This window comes from bacterium (assembly GCA_023382385.1).
In the GTDB taxonomy this organism is placed as follows: Bacteria; Electryoneota; RPQS01; order RPQS01; family RPQS01; genus JABWCQ01.
Genome location: JAHDVH010000001.1, coordinates 228,013 through 248,957, shown reverse-complemented (window position 1 = coordinate 248,957; position 20,945 = coordinate 228,013). Strand labels below are relative to the sequence as shown.

22 protein-coding genes are annotated in these 20,945 nt (G+C 50.9%); all 22 read left to right on the top strand.

Features of this window, described 5'->3' with window-relative positions:
- Positions 1-14: 14 nt before the first annotated feature.
- The 22 genes from KJZ99_01125 to gpmI all read left to right on the top strand — a co-directional run bounded on the left by KJZ99_01125 (position 15) and on the right by gpmI (position 20,391).
- The gene (locus KJZ99_01125; protein MCL4304496.1) at positions 15-596 is read left to right on the top strand and encodes a bifunctional nuclease family protein; all 582 of its coding nucleotides are present in this window, start codon (positions 15-17) and stop codon (positions 594-596) included.
- 137 nt (positions 597-733) lie between these two features.
- Complete coding sequence (locus tag KJZ99_01120) at positions 734-1,201, top strand: DUF177 domain-containing protein (protein ID MCL4304495.1); 468 nt, start codon at positions 734-736, stop codon at positions 1,199-1,201.
- A gap of 18 nt (positions 1,202-1,219) precedes the next feature.
- Complete coding sequence (rpmF, locus tag KJZ99_01115) at positions 1,220-1,402, top strand: 50S ribosomal protein L32 (protein ID MCL4304494.1); 183 nt, start codon at positions 1,220-1,222, stop codon at positions 1,400-1,402.
- Positions 1,403-1,422: 20 nt separating this feature from the next.
- Positions 1,423-2,490: a phosphate acyltransferase PlsX gene (gene plsX / locus KJZ99_01110; protein MCL4304493.1), complete on the top strand. Its 1,068-nt coding sequence runs from the start codon at positions 1,423-1,425 to the stop codon at positions 2,488-2,490.
- A complete protein-coding gene (locus KJZ99_01105) occupies positions 2,483-3,475 on the top strand; it encodes a ketoacyl-ACP synthase III (protein ID MCL4304492.1) in 993 nt (330 codons plus the stop codon). The genes plsX and KJZ99_01105 overlap by 8 nt, the downstream gene beginning before the upstream one ends.
- A 75-nt stretch (positions 3,476-3,550) precedes the next feature.
- Entirely contained in the window at positions 3,551-4,435 is an 885-nt protein-coding gene (gene fabD, locus KJZ99_01100) for an ACP S-malonyltransferase (GenBank protein MCL4304491.1), read from the top strand.
- Complete coding sequence (fabG, locus tag KJZ99_01095; protein MCL4304490.1) at positions 4,432-5,181, top strand: 3-oxoacyl-[acyl-carrier-protein] reductase; 750 nt, start codon at positions 4,432-4,434, stop codon at positions 5,179-5,181. Before fabD ends, fabG begins: the two co-directional genes overlap by 4 nt.
- A 38-nt stretch (positions 5,182-5,219) precedes the next feature.
- A complete protein-coding gene (locus tag KJZ99_01090; protein MCL4304489.1) occupies positions 5,220-5,468 on the top strand; it encodes an acyl carrier protein in 249 nt (82 codons plus the stop codon).
- A gap of 17 nt (positions 5,469-5,485) precedes the next feature.
- Positions 5,486-6,748, top strand: a complete 1,263-nt coding sequence (fabF, locus tag KJZ99_01085) for a beta-ketoacyl-ACP synthase II (GenBank protein MCL4304488.1) — start codon at positions 5,486-5,488, stop codon at positions 6,746-6,748.
- Positions 6,749-6,755: 7 nt separating this feature from the next.
- Complete coding sequence (gene rnc, locus KJZ99_01080; GenBank protein ID MCL4304487.1) at positions 6,756-7,541, top strand: ribonuclease III; 786 nt, start codon at positions 6,756-6,758, stop codon at positions 7,539-7,541.
- 40 nt (positions 7,542-7,581) lie between these two features.
- Positions 7,582-7,734 carry a hypothetical protein gene (locus tag KJZ99_01075; protein MCL4304486.1) on the top strand — a complete coding sequence of 51 codons (153 nt, stop codon included), beginning with the start codon at positions 7,582-7,584 and terminating at the stop codon, positions 7,732-7,734.
- A complete protein-coding gene (locus KJZ99_01070) occupies positions 7,728-8,078 on the top strand; it encodes an NUDIX domain-containing protein (GenBank protein MCL4304485.1) in 351 nt (116 codons plus the stop codon). The genes KJZ99_01075 and KJZ99_01070 overlap by 7 nt, the downstream gene beginning before the upstream one ends.
- Positions 8,075-9,061, top strand: a complete 987-nt coding sequence (locus KJZ99_01065) for a redoxin domain-containing protein (protein ID MCL4304484.1) — start codon at positions 8,075-8,077, stop codon at positions 9,059-9,061. Before KJZ99_01070 ends, KJZ99_01065 begins: the two co-directional genes overlap by 4 nt.
- A gap of 23 nt (positions 9,062-9,084) precedes the next feature.
- Positions 9,085-9,570, top strand: a complete 486-nt coding sequence (locus KJZ99_01060; protein MCL4304483.1) for a TlpA family protein disulfide reductase — start codon at positions 9,085-9,087, stop codon at positions 9,568-9,570.
- Complete coding sequence (locus KJZ99_01055; protein ID MCL4304482.1) at positions 9,563-11,077, top strand: hypothetical protein; 1,515 nt, start codon at positions 9,563-9,565, stop codon at positions 11,075-11,077. The genes KJZ99_01060 and KJZ99_01055 overlap by 8 nt, the downstream gene beginning before the upstream one ends.
- Positions 11,078-11,079: 2 nt before the next feature.
- Positions 11,080-12,465, top strand: a complete 1,386-nt coding sequence (gene selA / locus KJZ99_01050) for an L-seryl-tRNA(Sec) selenium transferase (GenBank protein ID MCL4304481.1) — start codon at positions 11,080-11,082, stop codon at positions 12,463-12,465.
- 4 nt (positions 12,466-12,469) lie between these two features.
- Positions 12,470-13,756 carry a nodulation protein NfeD gene (locus KJZ99_01045; GenBank protein ID MCL4304480.1) on the top strand — a complete coding sequence of 429 codons (1,287 nt, stop codon included), beginning with the start codon at positions 12,470-12,472 and terminating at the stop codon, positions 13,754-13,756.
- A gap of 13 nt (positions 13,757-13,769) precedes the next feature.
- Positions 13,770-14,537: a slipin family protein gene (locus KJZ99_01040; GenBank protein MCL4304479.1), complete on the top strand. Its 768-nt coding sequence runs from the start codon at positions 13,770-13,772 to the stop codon at positions 14,535-14,537.
- A gap of 20 nt (positions 14,538-14,557) precedes the next feature.
- Positions 14,558-15,964: a PEGA domain-containing protein gene (locus tag KJZ99_01035; GenBank protein MCL4304478.1), complete on the top strand. Its 1,407-nt coding sequence runs from the start codon at positions 14,558-14,560 to the stop codon at positions 15,962-15,964.
- 56 nt (positions 15,965-16,020) lie between these two features.
- Positions 16,021-16,764, top strand: coding sequence for an rRNA pseudouridine synthase (locus KJZ99_01030; protein MCL4304477.1), 744 nt, complete (start codon positions 16,021-16,023; stop codon positions 16,762-16,764).
- A 226-nt stretch (positions 16,765-16,990) separates the two neighbouring features.
- Positions 16,991-18,859 carry a selenocysteine-specific translation elongation factor gene (gene selB / locus KJZ99_01025; GenBank protein MCL4304476.1) on the top strand — a complete coding sequence of 623 codons (1,869 nt, stop codon included), beginning with the start codon at positions 16,991-16,993 and terminating at the stop codon, positions 18,857-18,859.
- 2 nt (positions 18,860-18,861) lie between these two features.
- Positions 18,862-20,391, top strand: a complete 1,530-nt coding sequence (gpmI, locus tag KJZ99_01020) for a 2,3-bisphosphoglycerate-independent phosphoglycerate mutase (protein ID MCL4304475.1) — start codon at positions 18,862-18,864, stop codon at positions 20,389-20,391.
- Positions 20,392-20,945: the final 554 nt, after the last annotated feature.

Here is a 20,945-nt window from a genome sequence, read left to right as displayed (position 1 = left end):
CTCTCGGAGTTGTCATGATAAGCGTTGAGGTTATTGGAATCTCAGTTTGTCCTCCATATCAAGGCTATGTTGTCATCCTGAAAGAGAAGGATGGCGAGCGCTGGCTGCCCATTTTTATCGGGGCAGCTGAAGCTCAGAGCATTTCGCTCCTGCTTCAAGGACTTGAGTATGCGCGTCCGATGACTTACGACTTATTCGCTGCGATCCTCTTGGAAAGCGGGGTAAGTGTCGTTTCGACTACCATATGCGATCTCAAGGATAACACATTCTATGCCGAAGTTGAACTGCGAATTTCTGGCGGTGAGACGCGCCGGATAGATTCACGCCCATCGGATGCCATCGCGCTTGCGCTGAAAAGCAAAGCTCCGATACAAGTGGCGAACAAAGTCATGGACAGTGCCGCTGTCAGTAACGAGCCTGTGAATCGATCCATTGTTGAGCAAATCGCGTACTTGCATCAGAAGCTGAAAGAGTATGTCGAAGTTGAAGCATACGAAGAAGCAGCAAAGATCCGTGATCATATTCGGTCACTCGAACATCGTCTTACTGATAATGACCCGCTTGATACGGGAAATCCCCCTGAAGGGCAACAATAGCGCACGCTATCCATAAATTATTGATAATAATGAATTAATTGAGTCGAGTCCTCTTCGTTGCGTTGCACCATGTTGCCTCTCGGCAGCTTGATATTGAAGCAAAGTCTTGTTATCTTTATGACTTCAGGAATCTTGACGTGAAAATTCACCTTCCGGCTTACGGGCAAGGAGTGCACGAAATCAGCGAGGAGCTGGTGGCTTCAGAGCTCGAGCTGGATCCAGAGTCCTTCAGTCGGCCGATTCAAGCACGGCTCAGGTTGGACAGGCATGATCCCTATTTCGATTTCCGTATAAAGCTTGAAACGTCTGCGAAGACTGAATGTGATCGTTGCCTATGTCAGATTGAGATTCCCTTGGAAGTTAGTTCTCCGTTGCTTTTTGTCGCTGGTCAACCGCCTAAAGGGGACGAAGTAGACGATGAAGATATCGTGTACTTCAGGCCTGGGACAACGGAGTTAGATTTGAGTCAGGACTTTCGCGATCTGCTCATACTTGCTTTTGCTGGGAAACACCTGTGTCATGAGGACTGTCTGGGCTTGTGCGTCCAATGCGGTGCAAACCTGAATGACGGTCCCTGCAATTGTAACGCAAAGAATTCCATTTAACCATCACAAAATATTGCCATGCCAGTACCAAAAAGAAGAGTCGGAAAGTCCCGCCGTGATCGCCGCCGGGCAAATTTCAATTTGACCGGACCTGCACTCGCAACGTGCTCAAACTGCAAAGCTTCAATTGCCCCGCACCGTGTATGTGGTTCGTGCGGCTACTATAATGGCCGCTTCGTAATGTCAGTGAAGTCAAGGTAGATCATTTCACCGTGTCGTCCATGGTTATTGCCTTGGATGCTATGGGGGGCGACCATGCTCCCCGTGTTCCCGTTGAAGCTGCTGTTCAAGCTCTGCGCGAATGGCCGGACATAAGCGTCAAGCTCTTTGGTCCGGATAGCCTCTTGCGTGAGGAATTGAGACGCCTCGACATCACCGGAATTGCCGATCGGATCTCTACCGAGCATTCGCCCGAAGTGGTGGAGATGACTGATTCGCCCGGCAAAGTCGTGCGGTCAAAACCCAATAGCTCGCTCTTGCGCGCCATTGATCTTCACCAGACGGGTGAGGCAAGTGCTATCGTTTCCGCAGGTCACACTGGCGTGCAAATGGCTGCCAGCTACTTAAAGCTCGGATTGATAAAAGGCGTGCGAAGGCCGACCATTGGTGGACTCTTCCCGAAAGGCAACGGTCGTTTCTCGCTTCTCCTCGACGTCGGTGCAAACACGGATTGCAAGCCCATAAACTTGTTGCAGTTCGCCGTTATGGGTTCAGTGTATATGGAGCTTCTGACAGGCACCGTGAATCCTCGGATAGCACTTGTTTCCATTGGTGAAGAAAAGACCAAGGGCAATGAGTTAGTGCTCGCGACTCACTATCTATTGGAGCATAGTGGACTCAATTTCATCGGTAACATTGAAGGCCGGGATCTCCTGTCGGACAAAGCTGATGTCATGGTTTGTGATGGATTTGTAGGTAACGTGATACTCAAACTAAGCGAGTCTCTTTTTCATACCTTTATGACGCGGTTTGCCAGCGGAAATGGGAGCGGTCCTCCGCCTCCGGCTCTTGCTAAGATGGCAAAAGAGTTTGACTACTCGGAAATTGGGGGTGTTCCTCTGCTGGGTGTCAATGGCGTGTCCATCATTTGTCACGGGGGCTCGCCGGCCAAGGCGATAAAGAACGCTATTGGCGAAGCACGAAGCATGGTCGCAAAAGACCTGCCTTCCGCACTAAGCAACGGTGTCGAACAGTACGATGCCAGCATGCTGGCTCGCGGTGTTGCCATGTACAAAGGCCGGACTGAGAAGCGTGATGAGCTGGAGGTGGAACAGTCAGACGATGAGTAAAGGCGTTAGACCAGTCTCACGTATTGCGGGGTTGGGAGTTAGTTTTCCCGAGAACATCCTCACGAACCACGATCTTGAGAAGATTGTGGAAACAAATGACGAGTGGATTACAACCCGGACTGGGATTAAGGAACGAAGGATTGTCCGCAGGGGTGAGCGAACGTCGGACTACTGCATCAGAGCTGCACGCGAAGCTTTAGAGCAGGCAAGCCTGGATGCGTCGGAACTAAACGCAGTTATCATCGGTACTATTTCTGGAGATCTGCGGTTTCCGGCCACTGCGACACTGGTGCAGGAAGCAATCGGCGCGAAGAACGCAGCGGCTTGGGATGTGAGTGCCACGTGCAGCGGGTTCATGTACTCGCTCTACATGGCGGACGCTCTGATAGCTGCGTCACGTGCTGCAAATGTCCTGATTATTGGAGCAGAACTGCTGACTCCTATCACGGATTGGACAGATCGGGGGACCTGTGTCCTGTTCGGTGATGCGGCCGGCGCGGCCGTGGTTACGAAGGCAAAAGATGACCGGGGAATTCTTTCCGTGGTAATCGGATCAAATGGTTCCTATACAGACTTACTGTATTGTGTGGGGCATGGACTGGCGGGCAAGAGGCTGCCAGAGACCCAATACTCTGAGAGTGTAATGCACATGAGCGGCAACGAAGTGTTTCGTCATGCGGTGCGTATGTTGGAAAGAACCGCAAAAGAGGCAGTTGAAAAAGCCGGCCTCGAGCCTGCAGATGTCGATTGGCTGATCCCTCATCAAGCTAACACTCGGATAATTTCTGCGACAGCAGAGCGCATGGGCTTGCCTATGGAGCAAGTATTCCTGAACATTCATAAGTACGGCAATACTTCATCTGCCTCTGTGCCATTGGCGATGTACGAGGCTCGCAAGGAAGGGTTGCTTAAAGATGGACAGATTATGTTGTCTGTCGTTTTCGGCGGCGGATTCACTTGGGGCGGGGCAGTGGTCCGTTTCTAAACACGGGGAAATAAGAGTTTCTTGAAGTTCAGTCCTGTTTACCTGTGCTCCGGCCAAGGGTCGCAAAGTGTTGGAATGGCACAAGACCTTTACGAGAGGTTCGATTCAGTCAAGCGACGCTTCGATGAGGCCGCCGAAGTCCTCGATTTTGATTTGGCGGCATTCTGTTTCAACGGGCCTGAGGAGGAGCTGCGTCAGACACGTGTAACTCAACCTGCACTGTTCGTCCACTCTGTAGTCGTTTCAGAATTGCTTGCAGAACGAGGGATTCTGCCTGTTGCTGCGGCGGGGCATAGCCTTGGTGAATACTCAGCTCTTGCATGCGCGGGCGTATTCGACTTCAGGACAGGGCTGCGACTGGTGAAGGTGCGTGCTGATGCGATGCAAAGGGCGGGCGAGGAACGCCCTGGTGCAATGGCGGCAGTGGTCGGAATTGAGTTCGAGACAGTCGAGCAAATCTGCCGAGAAGTTGCCGATGTCGGCGTCGTCGTCCCTGCGAATTACAATTCGCCCGGGCAACTTGTGATTTCCGGTGAAGTCCGAGCCGTTGAACATGCCATTGAACTATGCAAAGCGAGTGGGGCAAAGCTTGCACGGAAGTTAGTAGTTTCCGGTGCTTTTCACTCGCCACTCATGTCATCTGCTTCTAAAGCGCTGGAAGAGGCGTTGGAAGAAGCGGTGATTTCCAGTCCAAGATTTCCTGTGATGTCCAATGCTACAGGTAGACCGCACAGCACACCGCAAGCTGTCAGGCGAGCCCTCGTGGATCAGTTGCTCGCACCCGTCAGATGGACGGATTGTCTGCAAGCTTTGAGTGAAATGGGGCATGCGCATTGGTTCGAGATCGGCCCGGGCAATGTACTGGCGGGCCTTCTAAAGAGAACTGTTAGTGGTGCCTTCGCGCAAACAGTCGGCACGGTCGCTGAAATTGAAGAAGTAACTGCGGGAGCAACAGCTTGAATCAGACTCTTTCAGGCCGCGTTGCATGGGTCACTGGTTCCGCTCGAGGAATTGGTAAGGCGATCGCGCGGCATCTTGCGCTCGAGGGTGCCGATCTCGCTTTGACCGACGTTCTTTCTGAAGACTTAACTGCGACAGCAGCGGAACTTGCGGTTGAATCTGGACGTAAAGTAGTCTCACAAGTAGTGGACGTTACGGATCCGATCGGGACTGCGGGGTTCGTGCAACGTGTGACCGAGGAATTGGGAGGCCTAAGCGTTCTGGTTAACAATGCCGGAATCACTCGAGATAACTTGATCATGCGCATGTCAGTGAGCGATTGGGAGCGTGTGCTTCATGTCAACCTAACCGGATGTTTTGTTTGCACGCAGGCCGCGATTAAGCCCATGATGAAAGCTCGCTATGGGAAGATTATTAACATCGCTTCTGTAGTTGGAGTCATGGGTAATGCGGGACAAGCAAATTACTCAGCCTCCAAGGCTGGAATGATTGGGTTCACAAAATCAGTCGCGAAAGAGCTTGCCGGCCGTGGTATCCGGGCAAATGCGATTGCGCCAGGTTTCATTGAAACAGACATGACTCATCAATTGAGTCCAGAGGTTAGGGATGCCTATATGCAGGCTATTCCCCTGAAGTATCTCGGCTCATCGGACGATATTGCGCATGTTTGCGCATTTCTCGCATCCTCCGCATCTGACTACATTTCAGGGCAAGTGTTAGTCGTTGACGGTGGACTGCACATGTAACGTAACTTAAACGTCGCTTTTCTAACGGAGGCTTGAACATGTCCGACATGGAGAACAAAGTAAAAAAGATCATTGCGGATCGATTGCAGGTTGACCTAAGCAGCGTCACCGACGGAGCGGGCTTCGTCGAGGACCTTGGTGCCGACTCGCTCGATCTGGTCGAACTGGTCATGGCTTTCGAGGAGGAATTCGGACTCGAGATCCCAGATCAAGATGCCGAAACGATGAAAACTGTTGGTGATGCCGTCAACTACTTGAAGAGCAAGACCCCAGCAGAGAACGCCTAATTTAGAGCAAGACTTACATGCAGAAGCATCGAGTTGTCGTAACTGGTATGGGGGTGATCTCTCCGGTCGGCAACGACGTTCATAGCTTTTGGAGCGCTATTACTTCCGGCCGCTCTGGAGCGGGACCCATTACATTGTTTGATACTACAGAGTTCGCAACGAAGTTCGCGTGCGAAGTCAAAGACTTCTCCATTGGGGATTTACTTGACCCTAAAGAGGCGCGAAGGTTTCAGAGGTTTACGCAATTCGGGATCGCTGCTGCACATCAAGCGCTTGTGGATGCAGGTTTAAGTGGTGAATCGCCGCCAGTAGCGAAGGAGCGGACAGGCGTAATTATCGGATCGGGAATCGGCGGGATAGAACTTTTCGAAGAACAGGCGAAGGTTTATCTTGAACGCGGACCTAAACGAATCAGCCCGTTCTTTGTGCCGATGATGATCTCTGACATTGTTTCAGGTCAGGTCTCAATTTGCTTTGGTCTTGGTGGACCTAACTTTGCCGTTGTATCTGCTTGCTCGACTGCCGGTCATTCAATCCACATGGCAGCGCGTTTGATTCAGGCTGGTGAAGCTGACGCAATTGTGGCTGGTGGTACTGAAGCTGCAATCACCCATCTTGGCGTTGGTGGATTTAATGCGATGAAAGCGCTTTCCACACGAAATGAGGATCCTCAAAAAGCCAGCAGGCCGTTCGATATTGATCGAGATGGCTTTGTCATTGGCGAGGGTTCGGGTGTGCTCATCCTTGAGAGTCTTGAGTCTGCTGAGAGACGTGGTGCAAAGATTCACGCAGAGCTTTTGGGTGCAGGAGCGTCCGGTGACGCCTACCACATTACGGCTCCACATGTTGACGGTGATGGTGCTCGTCGGGCGATGATAGCTGCACTGACAGACGCGAATGTGCCCAAAGAAGATGTTGCCTATATCAATGCGCACGGTACGTCCACTGACGTAGGTGATCCGACCGAGATAAGAGCTATTCGGTCAGTGTTCGGCGCACATGCGGACAAGTTGGCTGTTTCCTCAACCAAATCGATGCACGGTCATACACTTGGAGCTGCTGGGGCAATTGAGGCCATAGCGTCCATTCTTGTGACGCAAAATGACTTGATACCGCCGACGATAAACATTGAGAATCAGGACCCGGAATGTGACCTCTTTGTGACACCGAATCTCGCGGTAAAAAGAGACGTTTCCATTGCCATGTCCAATGCCTTTGGTTTTGGTGGACATAATTCGTCACTAATATTTGCCAAGCCGGAGTACCACAAGGGTAGGTAACCGCTGAATGGAATTCTTGCGCGATTTGCTGCGAAGGAATCGAAGGGGCGTTCCCCCGAAAATTCGGCAACAATTGCGCAGACTTGAGCGACGGATTGGATTTCGCTTCAAAGATCAAGCTCTGCTTATTGCCGCTCTACGTCATCGTAGCGTGCTGAACAAGGAGAACTTGGGGCGCCATGAATCAAATGAGCGTCTTGAGTATCTGGGCGATGCTGTTCTGGACTTCATAATTGCCGAGTATTTCTATCATCTCTTCCCTGGCATGGTAGAAGGTCAGCTCACTAAGCTCCGTTCAGTGATCGTGTCTGGCACAGCTTTAGTCGCTGCTGCTAAGAGAATTGATCTGGGGAACCATCTTCTGCTCAGCGACAATGAAGACAGAGCTGGCGGGCGAGATCGAGCTTCCATACTTGAGGATGCGTTTGAGGCACTGATTGGCGCAATCTATCTGGACCGCGGCATGAAGCCTGCTCGGCAGTTTGTTGAGACCCATCTGCTTGACAATTGGCGCGAAATCGTTACAAAAGATGAATATGTAAATTACAAGAGCCTTGTTCTCGAGCATGCGCAGGCAAATTCGTGGGAAAGTCCGGAGTATCGCCTCGTGGAGGAATCCGGGCCTGATCATTCAAAGCTGTTCGTGGTCGAGATCTACCTGAATGGCGAGTCATACGGCAGGGGAGACGGAACTTCCAAGAAGGCAGCAGAGCAGAAAGCTGCATCCGTCGCGGCCGCAAGACTTGGACTACTTGGTGCGGACGAATTAGACTTGGGAAAAGGCACCGGTTGACGCACGGAGAGGAGCGCGTGCGGGGGTAGCATGAGAGATTATGTTTTTTGCACACGTTGTGGGGAGCGATTGTCTGACAGGGCTGTTGATGGACGAGTCCGTCCATATTGCAGAGCTTGTGGGAACGTTGTATATCTCAATCCATCCCCTGCTGTCGCGGCCGTTCTTCTGCAGAGTGGCCGCGTTTTGTTAGTAAAACGTGGCGTGGAGCCGGGGCTTGGTCTATGGGCTCTACCTTCAGGTTTTATGGAGAAAGACGAATCTCCAGAGCAGGCACTCGTGCGCGAAGTTCTCGAGGAAACAAGCATTCATTGTAAGCCAGGTGTGCTATTGGGTGTGACCAATCACCAGGACCCCCACTTCGGACAGGTCTTGGTACTTGCTTACACAGCGCATTATTCCGCCGGTGCTGCGGCTGCGGGCGATGATGCCATCGAGGCTCACTGGTTCAACACTAACGAGTTGCCCCTAATGGCTTTCCGCAGCCATACTGATTTTATCCGCCATGCCGAACAATTGATGGAGTTCAGCGAATGAAGTACATCGGATATACCTATCTCCTGCTGATGATCATGTTCGCAGGCTGTGAAATCGAGGAAACTCACTCAAGGTCTGGGGGGATTTCTGTTCAACTACGTGACTCGCAAGGAAACTCTTTGACTGGTGCACGGATCTGGCTGGACGGCGTGCAAACCGCTCAGGTAACTCCGGCAGTTCTTAGTCAAGTCCCAACGGGTCCGCATGTCGTAATGACAACGAAACCGGGGTACGAAGCGGCCACGATTGAGGTTGTCGTCTTGGAAGATGACACCGTCGCTGTAGAACTCGTCGCCGCTGACGTTCCCCTCGCTCATATTGAGATGACGGACGCTCCAGCCGGAACGATTATACTTATCGACAATTCACCGTTTGTCACGACCCCGCCTAATCACTTTGACATAGGGATCGGTTCATGGCTGATCTCTGCCTATTTGCCCGGTCACGCCACCAATGCGCCTGCACGTCTCTTTACAACGCTGAGTCCCCGCGACACTCTGACGATTCTGACACAGTTCACGGCGCTGGAACAAGGGAACCAGGTTGGACAGTTGGCGCCGGTCTTTACGCTACTCAGCGATGGCGACGGCACAACCTTCTACAGCCTTCAAGATTTTCGTGGCAAAATCGTGCTCGTGAGTTTCTTTTTCTACACATGTGCACCATGTCTTGCTGAATTCCCGCACATTCAAGAAGTTTATGCGGATCCAGCATACGCTGGATGGTTTACTGTGCTTGGGGTTGATCGTATCGACCCCTGGGCACTCTTTAATCAGTATCGATCGAATCACGCTTACTTGGGTCTGCAATTTCCGCTGCTGTGGGATCAACAGACACATCAGACCGATCCTTACGAAATTGAAAGCTGTCCTTCAAATTTTCTGGTCGACCCTTCTGGTGTAATTCGTTACAAATGGGGTGGGGTTAGCGAAGCGCAGCTGCGAAGCGCAATTGAGTCGTTGATGACGGAATTCGGTGATTAATCCATAAACGCAGGAGCGCTCCCTTGAGACTTCTTCCCGCATTACTCCTTACATTCGTTGTGTTATCATCCGCCGAGGCCTCCGGCCGGAATTGGACCCTCTCATCGATCGATGGCAATGAATTCAACATCACGAGAGATGCCGGTGGACGACCAAGCTTGCTTGTCTTTTGGGCAACATGGTGCAAGCCCTGCAAAGCTGAAATTGATGCGATGAGAACCACGTTCGATAGTTTGACAGAGCGTGGCCTCAATGTCATCATGATCTCGGAGGATACTCAAAGATCAATGAGCAAGGTAAAGCCGTACATCCAGTCGAAAGGCTACACCTGGACGGCATTACTCGATCCGGATGGCGCGGTACTAAAAGTCTATAGCGGCACATCTCTACCGTTTTCGGTACTGCTTAATTCACAGGGTGTGCCAGTTTATGAGCATAGGGGCGAAATGAAGGATCCGACTGAGATGATCGCAAAAGCCACTGAACTTCTTGGACAATCTGGTGAATAAGTTTCTCGCTGTAATTTGCACTGTGCTAGTCCTCTCTGCGTCGGGGCAAGCACAACTGGATGAGATCGACTTTAGCGGCTCAAATCAACTTCGTTATGATAATGGTCGAGAGGTGGATACTCGTCGAGTAGACCCCAACAACCCGTATCCCGGGAATACGATCCGTCGACACTTTGTTGAGAATAAGCTTGTCCTCAATCTCTTTAGCGGCAACTTTCATCTTGGTGGAAGGTATTTGTACTTCAAGCCTTCCGAAGCGGACATTTACCAGTTTCGACTCGAGGATGAGAATCGTTTTGACAAACGTTTTTTTGCCGGAACCATTGATCCATTCAGTTTCAGATTAGGGCACTTCAGCGATCTCTGGGGATCTGGACTCGCCTTCAGTTCCTTTGAGAATCGCGATCTCTTCTTTGATTCTGAACTTGATGGCGCTCGTGTGCAATTGAACGCCGGTTCGATAAAGCTCATAGGCCTAACGGGCAAGACTGCGGATGGGCCGCTTGTATCCGAAATGAAAGCGACCGCAGGCAGAGTGGAAATGTCGCCGGGCCAAGGCCGGAGGGTTGGCTTCAGCTATGTGTACCACGATAGTCTTTCTAATCCTGAAATGGGTATTGCGGGCGTTGATTGGAATCTAACACGCGGGATCTTTAACCTATACGGCGAGCGTGCCTGGAACGAGGCCGTGCTGGCGGGAGGGAATAGCAAGGGTCACGCGACCTTTGTTGGGGCAACGCTCTCCAAACTTGGCTGGTCCTTGCTTGCAGAGTATGCGGACTATCGATACAATATTGTTACACCTATTCAGAATCCTCCGACAACACACAGAGAGATTGGTCCTCGATTACTTCAGGGTCGCGAACCTCATGTTCTGAACATTCCCGACGAGGTTGGTTTTCAGGTGGAGTTAAGCGGGACTGTGCTGGAAAGCACCTATATTACCGCCCACTATAACTCAAGCAGCCGGCACTCCGGAGCAGATGACTTTGTGCCTTTACCCAAGCTTGAGGAAAAGTATCGTCCCTTCTGGGAAGGATTTGTCAACCTTGAGCATGATTTTACTGGCGGGCAACATCTATTCTTTGAAGCGGGTGCGAATGAGGAAGCCAATGTGGTATGGCAGGACCGCTTGTGGTTGCATGCTCGACTGAAGTTTCCATTCCGCGGATCGCAGGAGATTGAGTTTGAGACGGAACAACTTCTCATCACGGATCGAAAGCGTGATGACGAAAAGTACCACGACATGCTATATGCGTTGTCGTGGGTTCCTTCCGGAATGTTTTCGATGAATACATCTGTGCAGTTAACTGACGATGAGGAACTTATGGATCGTGAAGGAGAGTTTTGGGCAGGCGTTGAGGCGGCAACCAGACTCTCTGGTGGTAAGCACCGCGCGGCGATCTTCTTCGGACGTGAACGTGGCGGGATGAAGTGTTCGAACGGCGTTTGCCGGCAAGTCCAGCCGTTTTCGGGCCTTCGTCTAACTCTGGAAACGTCGCTCTAATCATGCCGCGGAGTAGTGATCCGCGCAGACTCTTGCCTGCAATCGATCGTCTTCTGGACCATGACAAGCTCACGGAGTATAAGGGTAGAGTCGCGGGTTCTTTGTTAACTGATATTTTGCGAGGGGTCGTTCAGGATGCCCGCGAGCGAGTGTTGAACGGGGAGGCAGTGCCTGACGAAGATGAGATAGTCTCCTGTGCCGTGAAGGCCATACAGCGGGTGATTCAAGCCGCGCCGCTTAGAGTCATCAATGCTACAGGAATAATACTTCATACAGGTCTGGGGCGTGCACCACTTTCAAGGAATGCTGTTGCGGCGGTCGTGAATGCCGCAGGATACTGTGACTTGGAGTACGACCTGCGGACTGGTGCAAGGGGTGATAGGCAAGAGCGTGTCGAAAGGCTTCTTTGTTGGATAACTGGTGCCGAATCGGCGATCATGGTAAACAATAATGCGGCTGCACTTTTCCTTGTTCTAAGTGTGCTCGGTTATCGCAAAGAGGTGGTAGTGTCGCGGGGGCAGTTGATCGAGATAGGTGGAAGTTTTAGGCTGCCCGACATCATGCTTCGTGCTGGATGCAAGCTCGTTGAAGTTGGAACGACAAACCGGACTCGAATTAGTGATTATGCGTCAGCAATCACGGATCGGACAGTGATGCTGCTGCGTGCGTATCCATCTAATTATCGAATCGAAGGTTTTGCTGAATCAGTGGAGATTGCTGCATTGTCGGACCTTGCGCATTCCAATGGTTTGATTTGTGTCGATGATTTGGGAGGTGGACTCCTTTGGGATTGGACGTCTTTGGGGATGCCCTATGAGCCGAATGTTGCTCAAAGTTTGAGCGAAGGTGCTGATCTTGTTCTTGTTTCTGGTGACAAAGTGTTAGGTGGGCCTCAGGCAGGTCTGATCATCGGAAAGAAGTCATATGTGCAGAAACTCAAGAGGTCGCCGCTTTCACGTGTGTTACGTCCCGGGAAGCTGGAGATTGCGGCATTAGCTTCGACTTTGACGAGCTTCTTGTCTAAGGAAGTTTGTGTCGTTGAGAATCCAACTTGGCGCATGCTTGTGGAGCCTCTCGAAGTAACGCGGCGCCGCGCCGTGCACTTGCGGGAAAAGCTCCAATCTCATGGTAACTGGAGGATACTGGAAGTTACGGATTGGCCTGCACAAGCAGGTTCAGGTACTTTGCCTGCTACACCACTAAATTCGAGTGCGGTTGTCTTTCTCCCCATGAGTTTTTCTGTAACGGAATGGGCTAGCAAGCTTCGGAATGCGTCAATTCCGGTGGTGCCGATCGTACAGGATGATAAAGTTGTGCTTAATCTTCGAACGGTTGCGGATGATGAACTTGACATCATTGTAGATATGGTTCGTGAATGCCTTAATTAGGCTTATGCTAAGACTATTAGTGATTCTGGCGCTGGCATCTGCAACTTGTGCCTCAACTGTCCAATGGCTAACCATTGATGGTGCTATTGGGCCGGTCGCTAATGAAATGCTGGTGGCGGCTCTCAAGCAAGCTCAAGATGAGGACGCTGAAGCTCTGGTCATTGAGTTGGATACACCGGGCGGCTTGCTCAAGACCACACGTATGATGTGCAAGACTATTCTCGCTTCTCGCATCCCAATTGTTGTTTACGTTTCTCCTCCTGGTGCACGAGCCGGGTCCGCCGGAGTCTTTATTACATTGGCTGCACATGTCGCAGTCATGGCACCCGGCACGAATATCGGTGCCGCGCATCCCGTAGGACTTGGAGGTATTGGCAGTAGCCAGGATTCCAGTGGTGTGATGGAAGGAAAGATCACCAACGATGCCGCGGCATTCGCGCGCACATTGGCAGAACAGCGAAGCCGCAATGCAGAGTGGGCGGAACAGGCTGTCCGCGAGAGCAGATCCGTGACGGACTCGGAAGCGCTCGAACTTGAAGTGATTGATTTTGTCGCATCGTCCCCAGACTCTTTGCTGATTCTGCTTCATGGGCGAGTTGTTACTATTGATGGTCGTGCTGATACTCTAAACACTGAGCACGCTTCGATATCAGAGTCTCCTATGAGCCTGAGGCTGCGAATACTTGACCTGATCGCGGACCCGAACATCGCATATATTCTGCTGCTTCTTGGAGTGTACGGACTATTCTTCGAGTTGTACAATCCAGGTGCGATACTCCCCGGCGTTGTCGGTGCCTTGTCATTAATTCTTGCGTTTTTCAGTCTCCAACTTCTGCCGATCAGTTGGGCAGGTTTGCTGTTGATTATTTTGGCGATCATTCTGTTTATCCTTGAAGTCAAGATTGCCAGCTACGGACTACTTTCTGTAGCAGGTATCGTCAGCATGATACTTGGTTCGCTAATGCTTTTTCAGCCCGGAGTCACTGGCGTGAAAGTAGGACTTGACGTCATAATACCCGCAGCAATAGTCACTGCACTATTCTTTGTTTTTGTGGTTGGTATGGGTTTGCGGGCACAGGCTCGAAAGGTCGTTACGGGTGAAGAGGGCCTGATCGGTGAAATCGGAACTGCAATATCTGAGCTTTCACCGGAAGGCAAAGTAAGCGTGCATGGTGAAATTTGGTCAGCTCGAAGCACGCAGACAATTTCTCGAGGACAGAAAATAAGAGTTGTACGTGTCGACGGCATGGTTCTGACAGTGCAGCCGATTGAGTTAAGTCAGGAATCCTAATCAAGGAGCTACTATGTTGCCGCTTCTTGCCTTCATCGTAGTGTTCATTGTATTCATTCTTAGCACTTCGCTTCGCGTGCTGAATGAATACGAGCGTGGCGTCGTTTTCCGACTAGGTCGTACTATCGGGGTGAAGGGACCTGGGTTGATTATTCTGATTCCCATTGTGGACCGGATGGTCAAGGTTAGTCTGCGTACGGTCGTTCTTGATGTACCACCGCAAGATGTGATAACGCGAGATAATGTATCGTTACAGGTTAATGCTGTTGTCTATTTCCGTGTACTGGCACCGGACAGAGCAGTCATCGATGTAGAGAACTACATGTTCGCGACGAGCCAGTTATCACAAACCACGTTACGAAGCGTCCTTGGTCAGACAGCGCTGGATGAAATCCTTTCAGAGCGCGAAAAGATCAATGACGAGTTGCAACAGATAATTGATCGGCAAACTGACCCTTGGGGAATCAAGGTCTCACTTGTGGAAATCAAGCACGTGGATCTGCCTCAAGAAATGAAAAGGGCCATGGCTCGTCAGGCAGAGGCAGAACGCGAACGTCGCGCAAAAGTCATTGCCGCAGAAGGCGAAAGGCAGGCAGCAGACCAGTTGACTGCTGCTGCTTCGATCATTGCTGCACATCCGGAGGCTCTACAGTTACGCTATTTGCAAACGTTGGTAGAGATTTCTTCAGAGAATAATTCTGTGACGATTTTCCCGATCCCGATTGACCTCTTAAAGCCATTTCTCAATTCCGGCAAGCAGAGTCCACCTGAGTCCGCTTGATACTGACGGAGCCCGTACTTATGTCACCACGCAGTAAGCGCCCAATCATTCAGTTTGTCGGGAATCTCGCGAAGGTTGCGATACCTCTTGCGTTGATCGCCGCTGCGGCTCTATGGGTACTCAATCGCGAATCAACTCAAGTAGGGGAACTTCGAGTCATTACGAGTTTTAAAGGCGCTGAAATTCACATTGACGGGAAGCAAACGGGAGCGCTCAGCGACACAGTCCTGCTCAATGTTCCAATTGGCCGACGGCTCGTTACGGTACGGGCAACTGGCAAAGTTGCTGATCCAGAGGTTGCGATAGTTGAGGTTCAGAAAGGCCGACCTGCCGTGGCGTCGTTTGTTTTGCACGACTCTGCATTCGTTGTCACAAACGATACCTTTTCCGCAAAGCGTGGCGTTCGACAGGAAATTTTCGCTGATGCGGGTGGAGCAGTACGATTAATTCCTGCGGCATCGGGACGAAGGAGCCTGTTGGACTACTCTGAGCGTACCGCCAGAAGTTTGGCAGACAATCAGTCGTCAGCTCCGTTTCCACGCACAACTGGCGGTCATTCGCAGAAGAAAGCGCAAGACTCGACTTTAGACGGCACAGATCGGGCAGAGATTGGCAGATCATTGAGTGGCACTCAAATCACTGTTACTTCGGAACCTGCAGGGGCAGCGATAATTGTGAACGGGGCTCGCACTACAAGTAGGACGCCACATACATTTCGAGGTCTCGATCGTGGATACTATGTCTTTTCAGTCGAGCAACAAGGGCAGATATCATCGCCTGACAGCATAGAGATAGCTCTCACTGGTGATGGTCAATCTGAACTTGCCGCCTTTTCATTGCAACCGGCGGGAAACTTACCTACACCGCAACTCGTGCTGTCAACAAAGCCTCTTGCGGCACCAATTCGCGTAAATGGGACTGCAGTAGGGGTTGGATCCGCCCGACTGAGTGCTGAGTACGGGAATGTGCTTGTGGAATTCTCTCCAGTTCCCGGTTATCGAACTCCTAACCCAGTTCGCATCTCTATCACGAAGGACAACCCTAATCACGAAGTCGAGGGAGTTTACGAGCGGCTCACAGGCACTGCTCTGTTGGCAATCGTTCCAAGTGAAACCTTTCAACGCTTTGAAGCGAGCAAACTGCGCATATTCATTGACGGCGAACTAATTCTGGACTCGCCAAGTGGTGATTTCGACGCTACTTTGCTGGGTAGCCTTTATGCCGGTGAACGATCCGTGAAAGTTGAATATGACGGACTTTCGGCGGAGGAACTTGTCAAGCTGTCTGATGATCACGTTGCCGAAGCGACCTTACGTATAAACGCTGCTTTTGGCAAGCGAAGCCTGAAGCTAAAAGTGCGCACGAACATACCCATTGATACGTGGCAGGCACGTCATAAGAAATCAGTCGTTTTAACACAAAGCTAGGCTTTCTGACGAGTGGATCCGAATTACTCAGCAAGAACCCTCACTCGGAGGGTTTCTTGCTAAGAAGCGAGCGCCTGAATCGATATCTTGCGAGACATGGTGTAAGTTCGCGCCGTGAAGCTGACCAGCTAATAGCTGAAGGTCGGGTTTCTGTCAACGGAGTTTGCATCAGGGAATTGGGATCGAGGATCGATCCTGATCGAGATCTGGTCGAGGTGGATGATGAGCGAGTGATTGGGTTTGCTGAACCGACAGTCCTGCTATTTCATAAACCCGTCGGAGTTCTCTCGACTTGTAAGACCGGACGCGAAAAGGGGCCGATAATTCTGGAGTATCTCCCCAGCGACCGGCGATTGTTTCCGATCGGAAGACTGGATCGCGATTCGTCTGGACTGCTTCTAGTCACAGACGACGGCGAACTCGCGAACCTGCTTACACATCCGAGATTCGGATCTACAAAAGTCTATCGGGTCGGCATAAAGCCGGCACTTACTCGCCGCCAGTTCTCTCAGTTGTCAAAAGGTGTCGAGCTTGAAGATGGGTTCTCAAAACCCATTCGCATCAGACAATTGGACGAAGCGACGTATGAGATGACACTTGGGGAAGGCAGAAAACGGCAAATCCGGCGAATGGTTGCCGCTATTGGCGCAAAAGTCGTGTCATTGGTTCGGATCGAACAAGCCGGAATTCGTCTTGGAAACCTTGCTCCGGGGAGGTGGAGAGAGCTCTCTTCAAGCGAAATCAAGCGTCTTCGTAAGTTGCGTGATTTGGATACCAGTCATTCAAACAAGGAAGAATAGCCATGTTTCTTGTTGACGAGGAGAAACTGATCATACATGACATGTCGTCTCCTAAATACGAGTGCGAAATAAAGAAGATACCAGAGGACAAGCGGAGAAAAGTCTACACATTAGACCAAGTCAAGCGTATGATTGACTCACAGCATCGTCCCCAGTATAACGGCTGCCGCTGGTGCATGGCGGAGTACCATACGTTTGATATGCAAAGCATTTTTAGGCATGATTGATGGGCCACGTTATTGTAGGTACGGCCGGGCATATAGACCACGGGAAGTCTTCGCTTGTTCGTGCCCTTACTGGTACCGACCCTGATCGGCTTCCAGAAGAGAAACGTCGGCAAATCACTATCGACCTCGGATATGCTTTTCTCGATGACGTCGCGGCAATAATCGATGTTCCAGGGCATGAAAAGTTCATTCATAATATGGTTGCGGGTGCATCTACGATTGACTATGCACTTCTGGTCATTGCTGCAGATGACGGAGTAATGCCCCAGACACGTGAACATTTGCATATCTTGAGGTTGCTGGGGATTCGTTTTGGAGCGATTGTCATTACAAAGATCGATTGTGTGGATTCATCGCATGTTGTTGGGGTAAAGGATCAGATTCGAAATTCGATTCGTGGTACATTCCTGGTAAACGCGCCCATTTTTGAGGTGGATTCCCTGTCAGGATGGGGCGTATCTGATCTTCGAGTTTTTCTCGTTACCGAACTTCCGAAACTCCCTGTACGAAGTTCCCAGAAAGCGCTTAGAATCCCTATCGATCGCGTGTTTTCTGTCCGAGGACACGGTACGGTTGTAACTGGCACCGTACTATCTGGGACAATTGCTAAAGACATGCGTGTGGAAATCCTTCCAGGAAGTGTCCAGTCCCGTGTTAAACAACTCCAGTCGAATATGAGCGAGCGATCGACTATTGGCCCCGGGATGCGAGTTGCCGCCAATCTCGCTTCTGTGGATTCCCTGACACGGGGACAGACAATCACTAGTCCCGAAGCTTTAACGGTCGCGCGGAAGGTTGCGGCACGTGTCGAAAGTTTGCAGAGCACCGTTGCTAAGCTACGAGACCGACAGCGAGTGAGATGCCTGATAGGGACTCAGGAAGTCATGGGTCGGTATCGCGTTCTCGCAAGGCACAAGGAATACGATATTGCCTTGTTGCTCTTGGATTCTGCAATAGTTACGGTCTGGGGTGATCGCTTCATCCTTCGAAATTACTCTCCGGTCGAAACGCTCGGCGGTGGGATAGTCCTCGATATTGACCCAATGCTAAAGCGTCTGCGAGATAGGACTGGGCAAATAGAAGCTCTGCAGGATATGCGCGACCAAGACGATGATAAGGGATTATTGTCTTGGATTAAGTCGCGATCAAACGGCGTCCATCTGAAGTATGCGGCGCAAGTCTTCGGACTTTCTGAGTCATTAGTGGCTGACCGTATTCAGCAATCTCTCGCAGAATGGCTGTTTTGCGGGAAATGGATTATGCATCGGTCTCATGTCAAACTCTTGGAGTCTAAGCTTCTGGCGGCTATGCAACGTCTCCATGAGAGTTCTGCAGTACCTTCGATCGTTCAACTGGCCCAATTGGTTCCGGCTGTTCACATTGACGTGCTTTCGGGAATTGTGTCGGAGTTGGCAGCAAACCGATCTGTAATACTTGATGGGTCACGTGTTTTGCTTCCGGGTGCAGACGCAGTTGGAGATCCTAGACTTCGAGACATAGTCGTGTGCGTCATGGAACGGCTCTCCTCAAGTGGTTTCACTCCCCCTTCTGCGGCAATGCTCGCAGTTGAATTACAAAAGCCACGATCCGAGATAGAGCGCGCACTTGTACTTGCAGTTCGTCAGAATATGGCGACTCGATTGGGGAATGATCTTTTTTTTGAACGTGACGCTTTTGCAAGAGCACTTGCCGCGACGAAGGACATGATCACAAAACGCGGATCAATCCAGGTAGCTGATGTCACCAAGCACTTGAATTCATCCAGAAAGTACGTGGTCCCCTTCTTGGAGTATCTTGATAGTGTTGGAATAACAGAGAGGCGCGAGAACTTTCGCGTCGCCGGTCGAAATTTCAAATCTTCTGAGTAGTAATGCGGCGTATCATATTGGCAATTTTGGACGGCTACGGATTGGCGCCCGCTCGCCACGACAACGCAGTAACTTTGGCAAACACACCTTTCCTAAACAAAGTTTGGAAGGAATGCCCTTATTCCACCCTGGTTACGTCTGGAGAAGATGTTGGACTTCCAGAAGGGCAAATGGGAAACAGCGAAGTCGGTCATCTAAATATTGGTGCTGGTCGGATAGTCTATCAGGATATCACTCGTATCGATCGCGCAATTCGAACAGGTGAATTTTATTCAAATGACGCGCTGATTGATCTTCTGACCACCGTGAAAAGAAAAGGTTGCTCTTTGCATCTTCTCGGACTTGTCAGTGACGGAGGAGTGCATTCATCACTTCAGCATGTCCGCGCAATTCTTGAGGCCTGCAAACGCTTTGAGCTTACAAGGGTATTTGTACATGCCTTTACGGATGGTAGAGACACCCCCCCGCAGTCCGGAATTGACCACTTGGCCACGCTTCAGAGGTGGATTGGTCAGCTTGGTGTAGGAAAGATCGCAACGATCGTCGGACGCTACTATGCGATGGATCGTGATAAGCGTTGGGACCGGGTTGAGAGAGCGTATCGGGCCATCTGTCTTGGTGAAGGCACCGAGTGCAGCAACGTATCGCAGGCTGTTAAGGACTCATACAAAGCTGGAGTGACTGACGAATTCCTTTTGCCAATCATTGTGGATCCTTCCGACCCTTCAATGCGAGTTCAGAATGAGGATGCTGTGCTTTTTTTCAACTTCCGCTCCGATCGAACTCGACAGTTGACACAGGCACTGACAAATCCGTTGTTTCAAGAGTTTGATTGCCCGACGAAAGTCGGCACATTCGTGACGATGACTCAGTATCACGATGAGTATACGTTTCCAGTTCTGTTTAGGCCGCAGTTTCTGAATGACATCCTTGGGAATGTGATTTCAAAACAGGGACTTCGACAACTTCGGATCGCAGAAACTGAGAAGTATCCTCATGTGACATACTTCTTCAACGGTGGAGAGGACTCTCCGTTTGCCGGTGAAGATCGCATCTTGATTCCATCCCCCAAGGTGGCAACGTACGACTTACAGCCAAAGATGAGTGAGCCGGAGGTGACACGTCGACTGTGCGAGGCGATCCACTCTCAAGCTTATGACTTTGTCTGCGTGAACTTTGCAAACTGCGACATGGTCGGTCATACTGGGGTTTTGGAGGCGGCTATTCAGGCGGTTGAAGCGGCTAATCATGGCGCAGAGGAGCTGTGTAAGGCGGCTGAAGTAGCCGGTTACACCGTGCTTATTACGGCGGATCACGGCAACGCTGAACAAATGTGGGACTTTGAGACAAATGGACCTCATACAGCCCATACAACTAATCCTGTTCCGATTGCGCTTTTCAATGGCGAGAAAGCGCTGCAACTTCGCAGCGGCGGCAAATTGGGAGATATTGCGCCGACAATTCTGGACTTGATGGGTCTAGTCCAACCTGCGGAGATGACGGGCAAGTCATTAATCGATAGAATCGCTTGAGTGGCGTAGTGTCACGCACTCTGATTCTAATCATTTGCGTGTGTGGCGCGGCGATAAGACTTTACCTTTTGCATGTGACTCCATACAATGCCCCCTCAACCCCGAGAAAACTGTCAGCTTACAACGATGAGCCGGCGCACGTTTCCTACGCCATGCACATATTGCAGGAAGGCAGCCTTCCGAGAAACGCGCAGCCTATCACATCTGATTGGGCATTAGAAGAACCAACCTTTGAAAATTACCAATCGCCGATATACTACCTTATCCACGCAACTCTTTGTTACTTGTGCGGCATTCATAGTGAAACTGGAGTCAAGTATGTAGGCCGCATGTTGTCACTGTTGTGCATGATAGGTATAACATGGATTGCCTTCGCAATCGCGCGGCATTTCGGTTTTCAATCTACCGATACCTTGTTGTTGCTTGTGTTGCTTGCCTTAAGCGGTGTACTAGTCCGATTCAGCGTGCTGTCCGGAAATGAAGCGATGGCTTGGCTAGCGAGCGGGGGTGTATGTTTGGCGTATCTGCGAAACAAGGCGCGGCGAACACATCGA